General features: G+C 57.6%; 17 protein-coding genes. 8 read left to right on the top strand and 9 right to left on the bottom strand.

What is annotated here, in order from left to right:
* The first annotated feature begins 338 nt into the window (after positions 1-338).
* Positions 339-614: a pyocin activator PrtN family protein gene (locus tag AC0IXA_RS03395; protein ID WP_186566141.1), complete on the top strand. Its 276-nt coding sequence runs from the start codon at positions 339-341 to the stop codon at positions 612-614.
* Here AC0IXA_RS03395 and AC0IXA_RS03390 read toward each other — a convergent pair.
* Positions 589-1,740, bottom strand: a complete 1,152-nt coding sequence (locus AC0IXA_RS03390; protein WP_471811699.1) for a site-specific integrase — start codon at positions 1,738-1,740, stop codon at positions 589-591. The two genes, AC0IXA_RS03395 and AC0IXA_RS03390, sit on opposite strands and share 26 nt — an antisense overlap.
* A gap of 98 nt (positions 1,741-1,838) precedes the next feature.
* Here AC0IXA_RS03390 and dusA point away from each other — a divergent pair, with 98 nt between their 5' ends.
* Both dusA and AC0IXA_RS03380 read left to right on the top strand, forming a co-directional pair.
* Entirely contained in the window at positions 1,839-2,852 is a 1,014-nt protein-coding gene (gene dusA, locus AC0IXA_RS03385; RefSeq protein WP_471811697.1) for a tRNA dihydrouridine(20/20a) synthase DusA, read from the top strand.
* A 75-nt stretch (positions 2,853-2,927) separates the two neighbouring features.
* Entirely contained in the window at positions 2,928-3,299 is a 372-nt protein-coding gene (locus tag AC0IXA_RS03380; protein ID WP_073471416.1) for a DUF2388 domain-containing protein, read from the top strand.
* On the opposite strand, the gene AC0IXA_RS03375 is transcribed toward AC0IXA_RS03380, so the two are convergent.
* The gene (locus tag AC0IXA_RS03375; protein WP_016775449.1) at positions 3,300-4,133 is read right to left on the bottom strand and encodes an undecaprenyl-diphosphate phosphatase; all 834 of its coding nucleotides are present in this window, start codon (positions 4,131-4,133) and stop codon (positions 3,300-3,302) included.
* A 490-nt stretch (positions 4,134-4,623) separates the two neighbouring features.
* Here AC0IXA_RS03375 and AC0IXA_RS03370 point away from each other — a divergent pair, with 490 nt between their 5' ends.
* The 3 genes from AC0IXA_RS03370 to AC0IXA_RS03360 all read left to right on the top strand — a co-directional run bounded on the left by AC0IXA_RS03370 (position 4,624) and on the right by AC0IXA_RS03360 (position 8,086).
* Positions 4,624-5,364 carry a winged helix-turn-helix domain-containing protein gene (locus AC0IXA_RS03370; RefSeq protein WP_341637075.1) on the top strand — a complete coding sequence of 247 codons (741 nt, stop codon included), beginning with the start codon at positions 4,624-4,626 and terminating at the stop codon, positions 5,362-5,364.
* Between the two features lie 277 nt (positions 5,365-5,641).
* Entirely contained in the window at positions 5,642-6,301 is a 660-nt protein-coding gene (locus AC0IXA_RS03365; protein ID WP_122699470.1) for a winged helix-turn-helix domain-containing protein, read from the top strand.
* Between the two features lie 390 nt (positions 6,302-6,691).
* Positions 6,692-8,086, top strand: a complete 1,395-nt coding sequence (locus tag AC0IXA_RS03360; RefSeq protein ID WP_016775452.1) for an undecaprenyl-phosphate glucose phosphotransferase — start codon at positions 6,692-6,694, stop codon at positions 8,084-8,086.
* 340 nt (positions 8,087-8,426) lie between these two features.
* On the opposite strand, the gene AC0IXA_RS03355 is transcribed toward AC0IXA_RS03360, so the two are convergent.
* The 6 genes from AC0IXA_RS03355 to galE form a co-directional block, all read right to left on the bottom strand.
* Positions 8,427-10,505 carry a YjbH domain-containing protein gene (locus AC0IXA_RS03355; RefSeq protein ID WP_341637074.1) on the bottom strand — a complete coding sequence of 693 codons (2,079 nt, stop codon included), beginning with the start codon at positions 10,503-10,505 and terminating at the stop codon, positions 8,427-8,429.
* Positions 10,502-11,263 carry a capsule biosynthesis GfcC family protein gene (locus AC0IXA_RS03350; RefSeq protein ID WP_471811693.1) on the bottom strand — a complete coding sequence of 254 codons (762 nt, stop codon included), beginning with the start codon at positions 11,261-11,263 and terminating at the stop codon, positions 10,502-10,504. Before AC0IXA_RS03350 ends, AC0IXA_RS03355 begins: the two co-directional genes overlap by 4 nt.
* Positions 11,260-11,925, bottom strand: a complete 666-nt coding sequence (locus tag AC0IXA_RS03345) for a YjbF family lipoprotein (RefSeq protein ID WP_471811691.1) — start codon at positions 11,923-11,925, stop codon at positions 11,260-11,262. The genes AC0IXA_RS03350 and AC0IXA_RS03345 overlap by 4 nt, the downstream gene beginning before the upstream one ends.
* 12 nt (positions 11,926-11,937) lie before the next feature.
* Complete coding sequence (locus AC0IXA_RS03340) at positions 11,938-13,053, bottom strand: polysaccharide biosynthesis/export family protein (protein ID WP_177180896.1); 1,116 nt, start codon at positions 13,051-13,053, stop codon at positions 11,938-11,940.
* Positions 13,054-13,144: 91 nt separating this feature from the next.
* Positions 13,145-13,381 carry a hypothetical protein gene (locus tag AC0IXA_RS03335; protein WP_016775457.1) on the bottom strand — a complete coding sequence of 79 codons (237 nt, stop codon included), beginning with the start codon at positions 13,379-13,381 and terminating at the stop codon, positions 13,145-13,147.
* A gap of 230 nt (positions 13,382-13,611) precedes the next feature.
* On the bottom strand, positions 13,612-14,628 hold the full coding sequence (gene galE / locus AC0IXA_RS03330) for a UDP-glucose 4-epimerase GalE (RefSeq protein WP_016775458.1): 1,017 nt from the start codon (positions 14,626-14,628) through the stop codon (positions 13,612-13,614).
* Positions 14,629-15,015: 387 nt separating this feature from the next.
* Between galE and galU the strand changes: the two genes are divergently transcribed.
* Both galU and AC0IXA_RS03320 read left to right on the top strand, forming a co-directional pair.
* Positions 15,016-15,849, top strand: coding sequence for a UTP--glucose-1-phosphate uridylyltransferase GalU (gene galU / locus AC0IXA_RS03325; RefSeq protein WP_024013613.1), 834 nt, complete (start codon positions 15,016-15,018; stop codon positions 15,847-15,849).
* A 31-nt stretch (positions 15,850-15,880) separates the two neighbouring features.
* The gene (locus tag AC0IXA_RS03320; protein WP_071173032.1) at positions 15,881-16,294 is read left to right on the top strand and encodes a mannose-1-phosphate guanylyltransferase; all 414 of its coding nucleotides are present in this window, start codon (positions 15,881-15,883) and stop codon (positions 16,292-16,294) included.
* Positions 16,295-16,472: 178 nt separating this feature from the next.
* Here the strand turns inward: AC0IXA_RS03320 and AC0IXA_RS03315 are convergent, their stop codons facing one another.
* Positions 16,473-17,603: an SGNH/GDSL hydrolase family protein gene (locus AC0IXA_RS03315; protein WP_341637072.1), complete on the bottom strand. Its 1,131-nt coding sequence runs from the start codon at positions 17,601-17,603 to the stop codon at positions 16,473-16,475.
* Between the last annotated feature and the right edge of the window lie 170 nt (positions 17,604-17,773).

The raw sequence follows: 17,773 nt of genomic DNA, 5'->3' as shown, positions 1-17,773 counted from the left end.
TCGTCCGCAAAGGGAGAAGCACCATGCAAACGCTCAAACGGATCGAACTGAACGTCTCGCAACAGCAGGCCGCGCTATGACTGTTTTCCTGCTGCTGTATCTGTGCTCGGATGTGTCTCGGACGGATTGCCAAGTGATTCCAGCCCAGCGCTGGGTGGGCAATGCCGCTTATGAGCGCTGCGTTGAAGCCATTCCGGGCCTAACCAAAGCCTTGACTGCCACAAATCGAGAGCGGCACCAATTCGTCTGCGAGATTCAGACGGATGCCGCAACTCCGGCGGAAAAAGTAGCCCGGCCAAGGTTCATTCATCAATCGTTTCGGATGTGAGGGGAGCATCATGAACACAGCTTTTATTCTGATGGCCCAGTACGAAGGCCAAGCGATTATCCCGCTTGATCGGGTGTGCCGGGACTACTTCACACACCTGACGCCCGATATGTTCCAGCGCAAGGTGATGAGTGGGCAGATCAAAATCCCGATCACCCGACTCGAGCCGAGCCAGAAGTCCGCCAAGGGCATCCACATCGGCGACCTGGCGGCTTACCTCGATCTCCAGCGCGCCGCCGCGGTGAAAGAGAACAACCAGCTCAACGGCTTAAAACCCGCCTTTTGAGCCACTTCATTGATGCGGCGCCCAGTTGGACGGGCGCCCTCAATATCTTTTCGTGCCACTCCCACCCCACATACCGATCACCCTTACCGCGCAGGTGGGTGTAGCGTCGCAGCGAGTTCCAGTCTCTGTGCCCCGACACGCTCGCCACGCGCGGAATGTCCCAGTCCATTTCGAACAACCGGCTGACACCTTCATGCCGGAGGTCGTGAAAGTGCAGGTCAGCGATTTCCAGGAATTTGCAGGCCTTCGCCCAGGAGGTGGAAATAGACTCAGGGCTGTACGGAAAAATGTCTTCGCCGGCCTTCGGCATCGTTTGGAGGATCTGCCACGCTTCATCAGGCAAGTAGCACCAGACGTCGTTGCCGATCTTCTGGCCGGGGTTTTTCATGTCCCGAACCAGGACTCGCTGGCCGGCCTCGTCCACGTCCGCCCAACGAATGCGGGTGATTTCATCGAGACGGCGGGTTGAGAATAGGGCGAAGCCGACGACCTTCAGCATGTTGGTGACGCTGCGGCGGCGGGCCTGCATTTCCTCGTAGTGCGTCATGAGCTTGCCCAGCTCTTCCAGTGTCGGACGGCGGTCCCGCTCGCGACTCTTGAGGTTGTAGCCGAGCTTGCGCAGAACTCGCCGAGCGCCGCCCATGGCCAGCGGATCGACCTGATAGCCCCATGCGTCCCGAGCAATGGAAAGCACAGCGCCGAGGTGCGCGAGGTCGTTGCCAGCCGTTTGCGGCAGTACGCCCCCGCCTTCGGCGCTCATCCGCCACAGGGCGAAGTCCACCAGGCACTGCGTATTGATGTCAGTGTCATTGAGCTTGCCGAAGTAGCTGGCACCGATCGCCGTGAGCGTGGCCTTCTTGGTTTTGCCCAGCGGCCGCGCCTTTTCAACTTCGCGGAGGTACTGGTCGATCATTTCTTTGGCGGTGGCGCCTTTGCGGCTCGCCCGCTCGATCGCACCTGGTTCATCCAGTTCGGATTCACGCTTGCGCGCCCAGGCCTGGGCAGCCTGTTTCCGGGCGAAGGTCCGGCTCTCTTGGTAGACTGTGACTTTGTCGCGGTTGATGCGGACCTGAGCTGTGTAGCTGGTAGAGCCGTCGGCCTTTTTGCGTGATCTGATCGTTGCCATGAGAATTGGTACAAGCCCTGTTTCGGTTGGTACATTGTACCAACCGCTTGGTAAAAACGCCCCAAAACCCCCGAAAATCGGTACAAAACACGTTGAATATGAACACCGCAAAAACAGGGTCAAAGCCAGAGAATACGCGGCCTGAGCCGTCTCGGCGCTTCAGTGTGGCACCCATGATGGATTGGACGGACCGCCACTGCCGGTACTTCCTCCGCATCCTGTCCAAGCACGCCCTGCTCTACACTGAAATGGTCACCACCGGCGCACTGCTCAACGGTGATCACGAACGTTTCCTGCGTCACAACGAAGCCGAGCACCCGCTGGCGTTGCAGCTCGGCGGTAGTGTTCCGCTCGATCTCGCTGCCTGCGCGCGCATGGCCCAGGAACACGGCTACGACGAGGTGAACCTCAACGTCGGCTGCCCAAGCGATCGTGTGCAAAACAAGATGATCGGCGCGTGCCTGATGGGGCATCCGCAGTTGGTGGCCGATTGTGTGAAGGCGATGCGTGATGCGGTGTCGATTCCGGTGACGGTGAAGCACCGGATCGGCATCAACGGTCGGGACAGTTACGCGGAGCTGTGTGATTTCGTCGGCACAGTGCGGGATGCCGGCTGCACGAGTTTTACCGTGCATGCGCGGATTGCGATTCTGGAGGGGTTGTCGCCGAAGGAGAATCGCGACATTCCGCCGTTGCGCTATGACGTCGCGGCGCAGTTGAAGGCGGATTTTCCGGAGCTGGAGATTGTGCTGAATGGCGGGATCAAGACGATGGAGGCCTGCCATGAGCATCTGCAGACGTTCGATGGCGTGATGTTGGGGCGTGAGGCTTATCACAATCCTTATCTGCTAGCGGAGGTCGATCAGCAACTGTTCGGCAGTACCGCTCCGGTGATCAGTCGGGCTGAGGCGTTGGCGCAGTTGCGGCCTTATATCGCCGAGCATTTGCTGGCCGGTGGTGCGATGCATCACATCACTCGGCATGTGCTGGGCCTGGGCACAGGGTTCCCCGGGGCGCGCAAGTTTCGTCAGTTGTTGTCGGTGGATATTCACAAGGCCAAGGATCCGCTGGCGTTGCTGGATCAGGCGGCTGAGTTGCTTGAAGGGCGTTGATTGATGGTTTGAGTGTGCGGGCGGCGCATGAGCGTTGCCCGGTATTTTGATGTACTGACAGGATGTCTTTTGTTTATGCCCGCGTTTACTTTTTCAGGTTTCAAGCGTTTCACCCTCCTCGCCTTGTTCAGCTTCACTTCCGACGTTTATGCGCACTGCGATGGCTTTTGCATGGGCCGTACCGATACGCCGTGGGAGGTGACGCAGCTTTCCGGCTTCACTTTGGTGTCTTTAATCCTCGCACCTATTTCGTCTAGCCAGGAAACGACCGACAGTCACAAGCGTGTTTACTCTGCAGAGGAGCAAGAAGACGCGCGACTCTATCTGGCCAGCGACGGCATGCTGCAAGCCGCGTATTTCACCTCGGCCTTGCAGCGCTTTCGTCAGGAGTCGTCGGATTCGACGTTAAACGATCTCGCCGTGGCGGCGTTGATCAGCGCGCAGTGATCAGGCGGCCGCTGCGGCGGTCCAGTTGACCCAACCAAACAGCCACGTCGCCAGAATCAACAATCCAAAACCGATCCGGTACCACGCGAACGCGGCATAGCTGTGGTTGGCAATAAACTTGAGCAAGCCGCGTACGGCGATCATGGCGAAGATGAATGCGGTGACGAAGCCGAGGGCGAAGACTGGCAGGTCGTTGGGTTGGAACAGGTCGCGGTATTTGTAGCCGGAATAAACGGCGGCACCAACCATGGTCGGCATGGCGAGGAAGAACGAGAACTCAGTGGCGGCTTTGCGTGAAAGGCCGAAGAGCAGGCCGCCGATGATCGTCGAGCCGGAGCGCGAGGTGCCGGGAATCATCGCAAGACATTGTACGAAACCGACCTTCAACGCGTGGGACCAGCGCATGTCGTCGACATGTTCGACGCTGACTACATGGCTGCGCTGTTCGGCCCACAACATGACGATGCCGCCAACAACCAGGGCCACCGCAACGGTGATTGGGTTGAACAGGTATTCATGAATCGCGTCGGCGAATAACACGCCGAGGATAACGGCCGGGAAAAACGCGATCAGCAGATTAAGGGTGAAACGTTGCGCGTTGCGCTCGGTGGGCAGGCCTTTGACGATTTCGAAGATCTTCGGACGAAATTCCCAAACCACAGCAAGAATGGCCCCCAGTTGAATAATGATGTTGAACGCCATGGCGCGTTCGCCGCCAAACTCGAGCAGGTCGGCGACAATAATCTGGTGGCCGGTACTTGAAATGGGCAAGAATTCGGTCAGGCCTTCAACCGCGCCCAATATCAATACCTGGAAAAGGGTCCAGAAATCCATTAATCCTCCGTCAGAGCACTCAGGGTGAGCGACCAGTCAATAACACTCAGGGGTTGAGTATCTGAAGTAATTCATACAGCGATTCGCCGATCCGGAAGAATAGGGTTTATGCAGAGTTAGACTCAAGAGCTGTTAGTAATCGTCGGCCGACGAACTAAACGGAAGAAATTTACATCTATTACTACAAATATTTCAGTTCAGATATGAAGTGTGATCAACTTCACACACTGTTGACATGGCCAATCAGTGGCAAAAGGACATAGACAAAGCCATCGCCACAAGCTCAAAATAGTGGCACCATTGCATATAGCCATCATCTACGCGCTAGTTCACAACCCCGAGAAAATCAACTAAAAGCTTGAAAAGCTTAGTTATTGTTAGAAATCTCGGGAGACACGTCTAAAATCCGCGCAAATGTTACCAATTGTCAGTCACAGATAAGAACCGGTGCTTTAACATCCCGATGTCAGCACCTAATTCGAGTCAACGCATGATGCTCTCAGGGAACTTGGCGACGAGAAGTCCGCGCCCGACAAATAATGAATCCGGTGTTCTTGCGCTGGGTCGTACACTGGGTGTGGCTGATCATTTCAGATCGCTGATCGCAAAGCACGTGCAGCCCGATATGATCCTGGAAACAGGTGCTTTCACTCGTTCATATAAGCAGCACGGTTACATCGGTTCCTACCGCGCCATTTTCGTCATCATCGATAATCCACAAGCTATCGAAGAAAATCTGGCCCTGGTGCAGAACCTGCGCGATGACAACTTGAAGCCGCTTATTTGCGCTGTCGTTACCGGCCGCGGTGCCGTCAACAAGATCAAATATTTCCTCGCCGGGGCAGATGCCTGTATCAAGCTCAACACATTGAGCGATGACAGCGAAGACTTGCTGGCGGAGTTCTTCAACAGCGAAGACTGGCAACGAGATATCAATCTCACGCTTGATCCGACGCGGATCTGCCTGATGGACAGTCGGCGCAAACTGGATATCTCTTTCGCCGAAATGAAGATCCTCGAGGCCTTTGCGCACACCGGCAATCACATTCTGAGTCATGATGAAATCGCCAGCATCATGGGCCTCAACACCAATTTCTACGACCCTCGGGCACTGGAAAAATCAATCAGTCGCTTGCGTGGAAAAATCAAGGACATGTATGGTACAAACGCGATTCAGAGCATCCGCGGCTACGGCTATCGCCTGATGCGGGGCCTGATATCGACTGCCTGAGTCTCGGGCAGTCTTCCCTTTTGCATACGTACGAAGGATCGTCTGATGCAGCCATATCGTTTCAATTGCGCCTCATACTTATTAAAACTCAAGCACTTGAATGAGCACGGCATCACGCCACATAACAATAAAACTCCATAACATAGCAGCAGATCGAGTGGAATTTATCGATGGCCATTTTCGGCCAGAACCCTGCCTACGATTACTTCCGAGGAAGTCATTGCTCGCCTGCCGATTTATCTTTTAGCCAATTTTGGTGTGTATTTAGGAGAGAGACATGGAAACGAGTACAACCCTCCCCAGAAAATATTTTGTTGTTGTGACGCACAGCACAACGTCGCAACGTGAACTGGAAAGCATCTTGTCCAGTGAGCGTTTCAATTCGTTTGGCACGTCGCAGGCACAAATGTTTGTTGAAGGTGTTGCTTCGCCCTCTTCCGCCCCGATGGTCATGGAGTTCAGTTACCCAAGCCTCAGCCGAAAGAATGTTGCGCGCAGTATCGAACATGATACCCAACGCATACTGGCCACCCTTGAAAATGAATGGCGAGCTGCGCAAACAGACAATCCGTTTCAAAGCTTCCCGACACGCAGTGCAGAACGCGCTCATATCTCCAATGTCTGCGAGAGCACTGAGCCTTGCAGCGACACCTGGCATCTTGACGATGAACAAGGCGTGTTGCTCAAGGACAATGTTGCGATCAGCCTGACTGGTTTGGAAACCGCTCTGGTCAGGAAAATGCTGAGCCATGAAGAGCGCGTGGTCAGTCGTGATGACTTGATCATCAGCATTGGTCGGGAACCCGAGCAATACCGTGGCCTGGAAATGTGCCTGAGCCGATTGCAGGATAAATTCAAGAGCGCAAGTAATGGCGAGCGATTGTTCCGAGCCGTAAGAAATCGCGGATATTGCCTAATCCAGGAAGTCGTCGCTTAATCACAAGCGACACACAAACCGAGACAAACAGATATAAAGTGCGACTACAACAACAAGAAGAGCACTCTGTTTGGTTTTCCCTCCCTGATTCAATAAAAGCTTCCCTGCCTCCACCCTTCAACAGTAACAAATACGCCCTCGCTTTTTCATCCCCCGCTCTACGACCTTTTCTAACAACCTTCTATTTAATTATTAAAAAGTTGGCATTGTGCCATCTTGTTAGAACTCGTCAGACACCATTCCCGGCAATAACTTAGTCTATTGGCTGACGACAGTTCGGCTCTCGATGTTGTTACCTCAAGACACTCGCTAAAACAAAAACAATAAGTCTGCATAACAACTCGGCTTTCAACTGTTGAAACCTGAATGGACGTCTTTTGGGGATATCGTATGGATCTTTCTCTCAGTATTAATCGAAGCACGGGCCTCAAGGGACTGACCTTTTGGGGCCAATGGGCGCTGGCACAGGCTTTCGTTGTGACGCTGCTGTTCATTCTCGCTGAACAGCACACCGGCACCGTCGCGTTCTACTACCGAATGTGCGCCACCCTCGCCGTCCTGGCGTCGGTGCCGGCTTACACATTCAGCGGCGTTTATCGCAAACGCGACAACTACCTGACCGGCCTCGGCCGCTTGTTCATGGGCTGGTCGATGACCATGGCCGCGCTGGCGTGCATCGCGTTTGTCTGCCAGGCCGATGAGCTGTTTTCCCGTCAGGTGATTCTCAGCTGGGCGGTGTATGGCTTCCTCGGTCAGGCGTTCCTCTACGCGCCGCTGCATGCGTTTTCCAAGTACTACCAGCGTTCGCGTAAAAGCGAACACCGGACGTTGATCGTCGGTACTGGCGAATTGGCGTTGGGCCTGGCGAAAAAGCTCAGCCAACTGGAAAACCTGCCGCTGATCGGTCTGGTCAGCAACGGTGACAAACCGGTCCTCGCTTCCGACGCACCGCGTGTCGTTGGCGCTCAGGATGAGTTGCTCGAGCTGATCGAAGCCCACGACATCCGCCGCTTGTACATCACCCTGCCGCTGTGCGAAGCAGCGAAAATCGAAGCGATGTATGTCGATTTGCTCGGGGCCAACGTCGATGTGGTGTGGGTGCCGGACTTGAACAGCCTGACCCTGCTCAACCACTCCGTGAAAGTCGTGGACGGCCTACCGGCGATCTACTTGAACGAAAGTCCGCTGACCAGCCGCCCCACCGCTGCCCTGAGCAAGAGTCTGGTTGAAAAAACCGTGGCATTCCTGGCGATCATCGCGCTCAGTCCGCTGCTGTTGATCATCGCTCTGGCGGTGAAAATCAACTCGCCCGGCCCGGTATTTTTCAAGCAGGACCGCCATGGCTGGAACGGCAAGGTGATCAAGGTCTGGAAATTCCGCTCGATGCGTGTCCACGATGACCGCGAAGTAAAACAGGCCAGCCGCAATGACTCGCGCATTACCGCAGTAGGTCGTTTTATCCGCCGAACTTCGCTGGACGAGCTGCCGCAGTTGTTCAACGTGTTGCAGGGGCATATGGCGCTGGTGGGTCCACGGCCGCATGCGGTGGCGCACAACAATTACTACTCGGGCAAGATCCTCGCTTACATGGCGCGTCACCGAATCAAACCGGGCATCACCGGCCTGGCACAGATCAGTGGCTGCCGCGGTGAGACCGACACCATCGACAAGATGCAGAAGCGTGTCGAGATCGATCTGCAGTACATCAACAGCTGGTCGTTGTGGCTGGATCTGAAGATCCTGGTGAAAACGCCGTTTACGTTGTTGTCGAAGGATATTTACTGAGGTTCAGCGCTGCAGATCACAAGGGGACGAAAGTCCCCTTTTTTGTGCGCGGGATTTGGGTAACCGGTATTGCTCAACCACACAGGATCATTGTGGGAGCTGGCTTGCCAGCAATAGCGTTAGCCCAGGCAATGGAGTTGTGATTGAGCGGCCCCATCGCTGGCAAGCCAGCTCCCACAGGGATTAGGGATTGGGTCGATAATTGCGGTGTAACACAAGCCGCATGTGGGAGCTGGCTTGCCAGCGATAGCGTTAGCCCAGGCAATGGAGTTGTAATTGAGCGGCCCATCGCTGGCAAGCCAGCTCCCACAGGGTTCGAGTTGCGCCCGGACTCTGGCGCCTACTCGGTAATCTTCTCGAAGTTGCGATAGAACATGTCCCCTTCCCGGCTATCCGTCATCGAGTGCAGTTGATAGCTGCGGCTCAGTCTGGCGCCGCCATCTCGGGTCAGTGGTGCCCAGACCAGGTTGGCGCGGCGCATGGTCGACATGCTCATCATTTCGTCGAACGGGATCGACAGGTACAGGCCTTTGTCGAAACTACCTTCGCCATATTCGGCGCTGCTGGCCGTGGTGATGGTTGCCCAGGCACCGACGCGCACGCCGTTGAAAAACTCGCGCGAGATGTCCACGGTGGTGCCCCAGTCTCCGGCCAGATAGCGACCGACACTGACCGCCGCCAGCGTGTCGAACGGCAGATCGGTATAGCCGGTGATATGCCCGGTCACGACCGAGTAATCGCGCAAGGCAAAGCCCTGATCGAAATCACGCTGGCGCACCCAGTTCAGATCCGCGCCCAGCGACCAGCGCTCGCCGGTCGGGCGGAACAACACTTCCGCGCCAACGCCGGCAAACATCGACTCCAGATAGCCGCCGTACACCATGCCGTACAAATCCTTGTCCAACTGCTCGGCATGGCTGAGCTGGAACAACGGCATGGTCGTGTTTGAGGTGGTCAGATACTGACGCAGATCCGTGCGCACGCGGGGCAATCCGCTCGGCGCGTCGTAGACGAATTTGTCGAAGTTGTTGACCAGGTTGGCGCTGAGCAATCCGCTCCACCAGGTGTTGCGGTTGAAGCGATATTCCGCGTCCGCATCAGCACTGAATTGATAGAGCAAACCATCCGGGCCGCCGACGTTCTGCTTGAAGCCCAGACCCACGCCATAGCTGAAATGCTGCGGCGCTTCGGTGTAGAGGGTCTTCTCGTTGTGCGGCATCGCCGGGTTGATTTCGGTGGTGCGGTGCAGCGCCTCCAAGGGCTCTTCGTTGTTGATCACTTCGCGGAAGGTCTGCCGCGGCAGGCTGGTTTCTTCCAGCGGCAAGTCGTAGCGCTTGTTGACCACGGTGAACCAGTCGATGTCGTCGTTGACGCTGTTGTCGAGAATCCGGCTCGCGCGGCCAACGGCTTTGGACGAATGGAAATAACGCTGCTGCTCGCCATAGACGATCAGTTCGGAATCGCGCTGGCTGATGCGCTCGACCTTGTACCCGGCATTCTGCTGCAAACGCCGCGACACATCGGCCCAGTTGACCTGTTCCATCGAGGTCGTCGGCGCCTTCGCCGGCAGCGGTTCGGGGGTCGGGTCGTAGGTTTTGGCCGGCGCCTTGCGGCTGACGAAATTGGTGTGAAAGGTCACGCCGAACATCGCCGTATTGCCCCGCTCCCACGCGGCGCTCAGGTCGATCGAATCCGTCACCTTGAACACTGCCCCGAGGTTGATCGGCGAGTCCTGTTTGATCTCGTTGTCCTTCGGCTCGTTTTTGTAGTCGTTACCTTCGAATTCAAGCTTCAAACTCAGCCGATCCCAAGGCGTCTGGTAGCTCACGCCACCGAACAGTGAAGGCTTGCCGCGAAAGTACGAGCCGGAGTTGACGTCACCGGTGCCTTCCAGCGCCGGGCGCGTATCGAAGCGATTGCTGACGTAGCCCAGCGGGTTGTCGAAGTCGCCGCGATTACCGATGTAGCCCCAGGCAATGCCGGCGCTGAAGTCGAAATTGTCGAAGCGCTTGTTGGCGACGAAGAATTCGCTGGAGAACAAACCGGTACCACCGATATCTCGAAAGCCCAGCGCCACTTCCGGCGCCCAGTGGCTTTCCTGCCACAGGCGCACTTTGGCGTCGACCGCCTTGTCCTTGTAGCTTTGACTGCCGCTGAGGGCCTCCGAGCCGTACGGCCGGTTGGTGATCGCGGTGTAGCGGAACGAACCTTCGAGCCAGTCCAGCGGTTGCAACGACACGCTGTAGCGGCTGTACGGGTCGGTGCGGTTGGCATTGACGCTCAGCTCGCCGGCCGGGGCCATGCGCGCCGTTGGCGTCTGCAACAGACCGGCGCCACCGAAGTCATTCTGAGTAACGCGCGGCTCGGCGTGAGCCAGACCGCAGGGCAATAACAACACAGCTGCAAAACGTAACTTCAACGAACCACCTCGGCCAGCTGCGTGGCAATGAATTCGGCCAACTGCTGATTCAGTTCAGGAAGAGGCGGATCTAGATCATCATTTTTAATCGGCACCAGAATCCTGCTGCCGGCCACCGGAAACTGCCCGGACTCGCGATTCCAGTGGGCGATGCCGACGCGCCGCGACACGCCGTTGGGCTGGATCAACCACAGGTAATCGGCCTCGGCATCGTCGAGAATCGAGCAGCCTTCGAGATATTCGCGGGCCTCCTGCAATGGCTGGTACGGCAGGTGGCACGGCTCGGTGACCGCGCCCAACACCTGCACTTCATCAACCAGTTTCGGATAGATCAGCCGATCGCCGTCATCCAGACGAATGTTGCGCGCGAAGCCGACTTCCACCGCCACCGGATCGAGGTCAGCGATCTGCCGTCCGGTCACTGGCATTTGTCGAACCTCTTCGGCAATGCGCTGCGCCAATGCCGCGCGGCTTGGCCGATCGAACAGCGTCGCCATGCGTTGCAGCACCTCGAGATCGAACAGCACGCCGACCTTGAGCCGCGTCTGCTCCTCGACCAGCGACTGGCGCAACAAGCCGCCCGCCAGCCAATAGCCTTCGGCATTGGGCACGGCTTCGCTGATCACATCGAACAGGCGTCCACCCGGCGGCAACGCGATCGGACCGGGATTGGCGACGTCGCCGGACACAGTGACGGCGGCCTGACTCGCCCCTGCGATCAGCAGAAGACCCGCCGCGATTAGGCTTAAGCGCTTCACGGCAGATGCCTGCGGTCAGGAGTCAATTGCACCAGCTTCACGCGCAGTTGCGAGGTCAGTTGTTGCTCGCTTTGCAGGATGAAACCGTCGCGCGGGTCGACCCAGTAACGGTTGGTCGCACTGAGGCCGATGGCTGGCGCGTCGATCTGTTCATCGACGCGCAGCACCGAGTAAGCCTTGTCGAGAATCTCCAGGGTCTCGGTGGAACGGCGGGAAAAGCGGCTGTTGACGATCACGCCGACTTCCTGGCCCTTGTACAGATCGATCCAGCGCCGTGTGGTGAAACCGTCGGCAACGTGATGCAGGCCTTGCTTGAACGGCGAGTCATCGGTCAGCCGCGTGCCATCCAGATCACCTTGCAGGCCGAGGCCGATGCTGCGCACGGCGAGACCATCGCGCAGCAGCAAAACCTGTTTGCCGGAGGCGACCCAGAATTGCAGGTCTTCGCGCTCGCGCACCAGCGCCAGTACACCTGAGCCGGATGGCGTGGTCAGTTTCAGTTGCGGGTAGTTGACCCCGGCGACTTCGGCCGCTGTCACATCAACCTCGTCGGGGCCGACGACGGCGGCCTTGAGGTTGTTCAGCGATGCGCTCATCAGCGGGTTACAGCCGCACAGCAACGAGGCCGCCATCAGGCAGACGCCCACTTTCAATAGGTTCACAGTCGGGCGGCCTTATTTGCTGTTGTTGCTGTATTCGCTCCAGTTCTTCGCTGCCGAAGCCCCGGTGCCGACAATCGACGCCGACGGCACCAACTGGCTGATGAAACGGTTCCAGCGAGTGACGTTGGCCGGGCCGACGTAGACCACATCCTGCGGCCGCACCTGAAAGTGCGATGCAAGCGCCATGGCGGTCGGTGATTCGGCTTCGAGCTGATAAATCTTTGCCGGCTCGACGTCGAGGTTTTCCACGCCGCGAATCACGTACACCGCGTTGCCGTTGGAACTGGTCTGACTCAGGCCACCGACCGAACCGAGCACGTCAGAGAGGTTCATGGTCGCGGTCTTGAAGCTCAGCGCGCGCGGCTGGTTGACTTCGCCCATGACGTAGATGCGCTTGTTGTCGTTGTACGGCAGATACAGCTGATCGCCGCCCTTGAGGTAGACGTTCTGCAGTTCGGAATCCTGCTGATTGAGCGTGTCGAGATTGAGTGGATAGACCCGCCCGTTGCGCGTCAGCAGCAGGCCCGACAAGTCGGCGTTATTGGTGTCGATGCCAGCAGAACCGAGGGCTTCGACCACACTCAGCGGATTGGTCGAAATCGCTTGCGGGCCGGCCTTCGTGACGGCGCCGGTGACCACGACTTTCTGGCTGGCGAAGCGCAGCACCGCGACGTCGACCTGCGGCTCGGCGATGAACGCCGACAAGCGCTGTTCGATGTCCGCGCGCAGTTGCTGGATAGTCCGGCCAGCGGCCTGGACTTCCTTGATGAACGGGTAATACAGCGTGCCATCGGAGCGCACCAGACGGCCGTTGGCATCGATCTGTTGTTGCGCGCCGGAGGGGGCGGTCAGCTCCGGATGATCCCAGACGGTGATGTACAGCACGTCATTGTTGCCGATGCGATATTCCGCCGGCGTCACCAGCAGCTCCGCCGGCAGCGACTCACGCTTCTGGGTGGCGCGGTTCATGGCGATCAGCTTCGGGGTGATCGGAATCAGCTCGACCCGACTGCTTTCGCTGGCACCCTGGCGGGTGATATCGCTGGTGCTCAGGTACTGGCCGGGGGAAAACATGCAACCTTGCAAAGCGAGACTTGCCAACATTAAAAGATAAACACTACGAGTCATAATGGCACTACGCTATTCAAGGGCGAATCCAAAAAACAAAGTCACCCGACTTGCGTCGGGCGACTCTGTACTGCACTAACAAATGTTCCTGTTAGTTATGCGTGCCGGTTGTACCGGTGGTACCCGTCGTACCGGTGGTACCGCCGTTGGCACTGCCACCGCTGTTGGACGCCGCTACAGCACTGGCAACCATTGCAGTACTGGCCGCGGGCGCTTGCGAAGCCGCCACACTGCCACCTACATTGGTTACCGCTGTCAACGGCGCTTCAGCGGCGGCAGCCCAGTTGCTCAACATCGTCAACAGGGCAACTGCCATCACTTTTTTCATAACAACTCCTTTCTAACATTCGAACTGTTAAAAAACAGATCTGTGTCAGAGCTGGTAGCTTTCAAGTCCGCAAAGAGCGCGAACAAGATCCGTTGTTCTTTCACAGTCCTGTGCAACTGCTAAAGTCGAACGGCAGGTTTATATCTACGGATTTGCAAATGGCATTGCCAGTGTAATTTCCCGACGTTATCTAACAACCTGACTGAAACTAACATCGGACTAAATGGCCATCATCGCGAATAACCATTGGGATGATTCGATTGCCAGCGCCAAGTGTCGGCAACCATGTCCTGCAAGTTGCGCGTGGCTTTCCAGCCGAGCTCTTTCGCCGCTTTCGAAGCATCGGCAAAACTCTCGGCGATATCACCGGCGCGGCGCGGCATCATCCGGTACGGCACCGGCCGCCCGCAGGCCTGTTCGAAGGCATGCAGCACTTGCAGCACGCTGTAGCCATCGCCGGTGCCGAGGTTCCAGGTGTGAATGCCGGTGCGCTCGCTGATCGACTGCAACGCTTTCAAATGCCCGTCCGCCAGATCGACGACATGAATGTAATCGCGCACGCCGGTGCCATCGGCGGTCGGGTAATCGTTACCGAAGATCGACAGCTCGCGCAGGCTGCCGACCGCAACCTGGCTGATATACGGCACCAGATTGTTCGGGATGCCGTTGGGGTCTTCGCCCATGTGCCCGCTGGCGTGGGCGCCGATCGGGTTGAAATAGCGCAGCAGCGCAATGCTCCAGCGCGGCTCGGCGAGGCTCAGGTCGCGCAGCACGTTCTCGACGATCAGCTTGGACTGACCGTAGGGATTGGTCGGATTGCCCGTAGGAAAATCCTCGCGAATCGGCATCTCTTCAGGCTCGCCGTACACCGTCGCCGAGGAACTGAACACCAGCCGGAACACCCCCGCCGCTGCCATCGCCTGACACAGGGTGATGCTGCCGCCGACGTTGGTTTCGTAGTATTCGAGCGGCTTGCGCACACTCTCGCCCACGGCTTTCAACCCAGCGAAGTGCAGCACGGCGTCGATCTGATGCTCGCGGAAAATCCGGTCGAGCAGCGGCCGATCGCAGACATCGCCGCGAATCATCCATGCACTTTTGCCGCAAATGGCTTCAACGGCGTGAAGTGCTGCGTCGCTGCTGTTACAAAGATTATCCAGAACGACAACTTCATAACCTGCTTCAAGCAATGCAAGTGTGGTATGCGAGCCGATATAGCCGGCACCACCCGTTACCAGAATCTTCATAGCGCGGTCCGTCATTGAATAAATACCCGGTAGCGTGTCAAGCCATGCCTGGTGGAGATGCGGAGCAATTCACACAAACAGGGCGACAACAACCTCAAACAAATTTAGTTCAACCACTGGCAATAATTATTTTTGCCGGTCAAACTGTTTGACGGGTACTTATTAGCACTCCCTGGACACTTATCACTATCGACAGATACCGACTAAAAATAACTAATAACCAAGTAGTCGACATCTCATAACATTAGCGCTTTTTAACAGCGCAACTAATTGCCAGCAACAACCTGACTCGGGTATTAAAGTAAGCCTTCAATAATCATTGAAACTTGCCGCCACTTTGTGGTGCGCAACCGTCGCCTGTGTTCCATGACTGTCCAGGATACTTTTATGATTCGTAAATGTTTGTTCCCCGCTGCCGGTTACGGCACGCGTTTCTTGCCGGCGACCAAAGCCATGCCGAAAGAGATGCTGCCGATCGTCAACAAGCCGTTGATCGAATATGCCGTTGAAGAAGCACGGGACGCCGGCCTGCAACACATGGCCATCGTCACCGGCCGGGGCAAGCGCGCGCTGGAAGACCACTTCGACATCAGCTACGAACTCGAGCACCAGATTCGTGGCACCGAGAAAGAGAAATTCCTCGCCGGCACCCGCGAGCTGATCGACACCTGCACCTTCTCCTACACCCGTCAGGTGGAAATGAAAGGCCTGGGCCACGCCATTCTCAGCGGTCGCCCATTGATCGGCGACGAGCCGTTTGCCGTGGTGCTGGCCGACGACCTGTGCCTGAACCTCGAAGGCGACGGTGTGCTGTCGCAGATGATTCAGCTGTACAAGAAGTTCCGCTGCTCGATCGTCGCCATCCAAGAAGTCCCGGCCGACCAGACTCACAAGTACGGGGTGATTGCCGGTGAGCTGATTTCCGAGGGCATCTACCGGGTCAACAACATGGTGGAAAAACCGGCGCCGCAGGACGCGCCGTCGAACCTGGCGATCATCGGGCGCTACATCCTCACCCCGGACATTTTCGACCTGATTGCCGACACCGAACCGGGCAAGGGCGGCGAAATCCAGATCACCGACGCACTGATGAAACAGGCGCAGAACGGCTGCGTGCTGGCCTACAAATTCAAAGGCCTGCGCTTCGACTGCGGCGATGCCGAGGGTTATCTGCAGGCGACCAACTTCTGCTATGACAACGTGTACCTCAAGGGCCGCTGAGACGGCTCCCCATCACCAGAGGCAGGCAACCATGAACATTGCACAACATTCGACAGAGATTGAACGTGAGGTGGGCAACCTCGGGGTGATGAGCTGGTTGTCGCGCCATCAACCGCTGCCCAGCGCCAATGAGACCTGGCTGGGCACGATTCTGCTGGTGGAGCGGATCGGTGTGTTTCCTGCGTCCGGCGATATACGCCGGCCGATGCGCGATCCTTATCCACTGCTCGCACACCTGAAAGCGTTGTATGGCGAACAGGCGCTGGAAATGGATGACCGCGATGGCCTGAAAGTGATCTTCAGCGACTGGCGCTTTCGCGTGCGCATCTGCTGCAACGATCCGGCGATCATCATCAACGTCGAGACCCGCTGTGACGCGCGGTTGATGCCGCGCAAGCTTGACGAACTGCTGGGGCTCATCGACGCCTTCAAACACGACGCCTGATCACCCGGGCTTCACGCCAATCCATTGTGGGAGCGAGCCTGCTCGCGAAAGCGGCGGCACAGTCAGCATTGATCGTTCCCACGCTCCGCGTGGGAATGCATCCAGTGACGCTCTGCGTCACACTGCGGAGGGACGCGGAGCGTCCCGGGCGGCATTCCCACGCGGAGCGTGGGAACGATCATGGTGGCGAGTCGTCGCAACCGGTACTCGTACCCATGATCCAGCCATAAAAATAATCGGCAATCACCTTCCCGCCCGTGGCCGGCAACGGATGAATCTTGTCCGGGCCGATCATCGCGCTGGCGTAGCGTTTGACGTCGGGGCCGAACGCGCATTGCAGGTTGGCAAAACCGAGCTGCTGCTCACGCGCCCACGGTTCGAGCACCTGCGCGTAGGCCGACATCGGATAAGCGCTGGAGCGCGTGGTGTCCTGGCGCATGATCAGGTTGATGCTCGCCGCCGGCTGAATCTCGCGCAGCATGCTCACCAGGCCCTGAACGTTTTGCAGGTACTGCGCAGGTTTGACGCCGAAGCCCTGATCGTTGCCGCCGAGCATGATCAGGTAAACGTCGGCCGGGATCTTCGACACCACCGCTTTCCATTGCGCCTGCCACTGTCGACCGGCGTGATAGAAATCCGCGGATGCCGCGCCGGAGGCCGCCAGTTTCGACACCCGAATGCCCTTCTCATCATTCGTCATCCAAAGGCCGAACAACGTGGGCGCGCCCTTCACCACTTCCAGTCTGAATGACCAGTCTGCGGCTGATGGAACGCCCGCTAGCGCGACTTCCTGAACGCCCGAGCCTGCGAGTTTCAACGGTTGCCAGGCTTGCGCGGGCGACCAGCGATAGCGCAGCTCGTCGGCTTCGCCGTTGCCCAGATACAACAGTTTCGCCTGAGTGACCGTGGTATCGATGCGCGGCGAAGGGCTGGCAGAGACTTGCAACCAGGCGCCCGGCTTGCCGCTGATCGTGCGACTGTCCGGACTGGCCTGGCCCAGCTCGGAAACCTTCCAGCCGCCGCCGAAGTATTTGTCGCTGCTGCGGGTGTATTTGAAGTGCGTGCCGCCCAGCGCCGCGCCGTGGTTGAAACCGACGTAACCGGGGCCGGCAAAACCCACCTCGGCGGCCACTCGCTGCACCAGTTTGTTCAGGTAGAAATCCTGCCCGGCGGTGTAGCTGTCGCCGATCACCGAAACCGCCAACACCTTGCCGGCCTTGCCCTCGCGCCATTGCGCAAAACGCTGGCGGGCATCGTCTACCGTGATGGCCGAAGTGGCGACTGGTGGAGGGGCGTCTACTGGCATCATTGAATATTTCCTTTGTCCGAGATGGCCCCTTCGCGAGCAGGCTCGTTCCCACAAGGATGGTGTGACTTGCACGAATCCACTGTAGGAGCTGACGAGTGAAACGAGGCTGCGATCTTTTGACCTTCGCAAGCCACGACAAAAGATCAAAAGATCGCAGCCTCGTTTCACTC

It is taken from the genome of Pseudomonas sp. AC083 (assembly GCF_979253165.1).
This window is presented reverse-complemented; position numbering and strand designations above follow the sequence as displayed.

What these genes read in the sequence shown, in the direction of transcription:
- AC0IXA_RS03335 (WP_016775457.1), bottom strand. Translation starts at nt 13,381, where the DNA reads ATGAAAAAAGTGATGGCAGTTGCCCTGTTGACGATGTTGAGCAACTGG.
- AC0IXA_RS03315 (WP_341637072.1), bottom strand. Translation starts at nt 17,603, where the DNA reads ATGATGCCAGTAGACGCCCCTCCACCAGTCGCCACTTCGGCCATCACG.
- dusA (WP_471811697.1), top strand. Translation starts at nt 1,839, where the DNA reads ATGAACACCGCAAAAACAGGGTCAAAGCCAGAGAATACGCGGCCTGAG.
- AC0IXA_RS03370 (WP_341637075.1), top strand. Translation starts at nt 4,624, where the DNA reads ATGATGCTCTCAGGGAACTTGGCGACGAGAAGTCCGCGCCCGACAAAT.
- galE (WP_016775458.1), bottom strand. Translation starts at nt 14,628, where the DNA reads ATGAAGATTCTGGTAACGGGTGGTGCCGGCTATATCGGCTCGCATACC.
- AC0IXA_RS03390 (WP_471811699.1), bottom strand. Translation starts at nt 1,740, where the DNA reads ATGGCAACGATCAGATCACGCAAAAAGGCCGACGGCTCTACCAGCTAC.
- AC0IXA_RS03395 (WP_186566141.1), top strand. Translation starts at nt 339, where the DNA reads ATGAACACAGCTTTTATTCTGATGGCCCAGTACGAAGGCCAAGCGATT.
- AC0IXA_RS03375 (WP_016775449.1), bottom strand. Translation starts at nt 4,133, where the DNA reads ATGGATTTCTGGACCCTTTTCCAGGTATTGATATTGGGCGCGGTTGAA.
- AC0IXA_RS03380 (WP_073471416.1), top strand. Translation starts at nt 2,928, where the DNA reads ATGCCCGCGTTTACTTTTTCAGGTTTCAAGCGTTTCACCCTCCTCGCC.
- AC0IXA_RS03320 (WP_071173032.1), top strand. Translation starts at nt 15,881, where the DNA reads ATGAACATTGCACAACATTCGACAGAGATTGAACGTGAGGTGGGCAAC.
- AC0IXA_RS03360 (WP_016775452.1), top strand. Translation starts at nt 6,692, where the DNA reads ATGGATCTTTCTCTCAGTATTAATCGAAGCACGGGCCTCAAGGGACTG.
- AC0IXA_RS03365 (WP_122699470.1), top strand. Translation starts at nt 5,642, where the DNA reads ATGGAAACGAGTACAACCCTCCCCAGAAAATATTTTGTTGTTGTGACG.
- AC0IXA_RS03340 (WP_177180896.1), bottom strand. Translation starts at nt 13,053, where the DNA reads ATGACTCGTAGTGTTTATCTTTTAATGTTGGCAAGTCTCGCTTTGCAA.
- galU (WP_024013613.1), top strand. Translation starts at nt 15,016, where the DNA reads ATGATTCGTAAATGTTTGTTCCCCGCTGCCGGTTACGGCACGCGTTTC.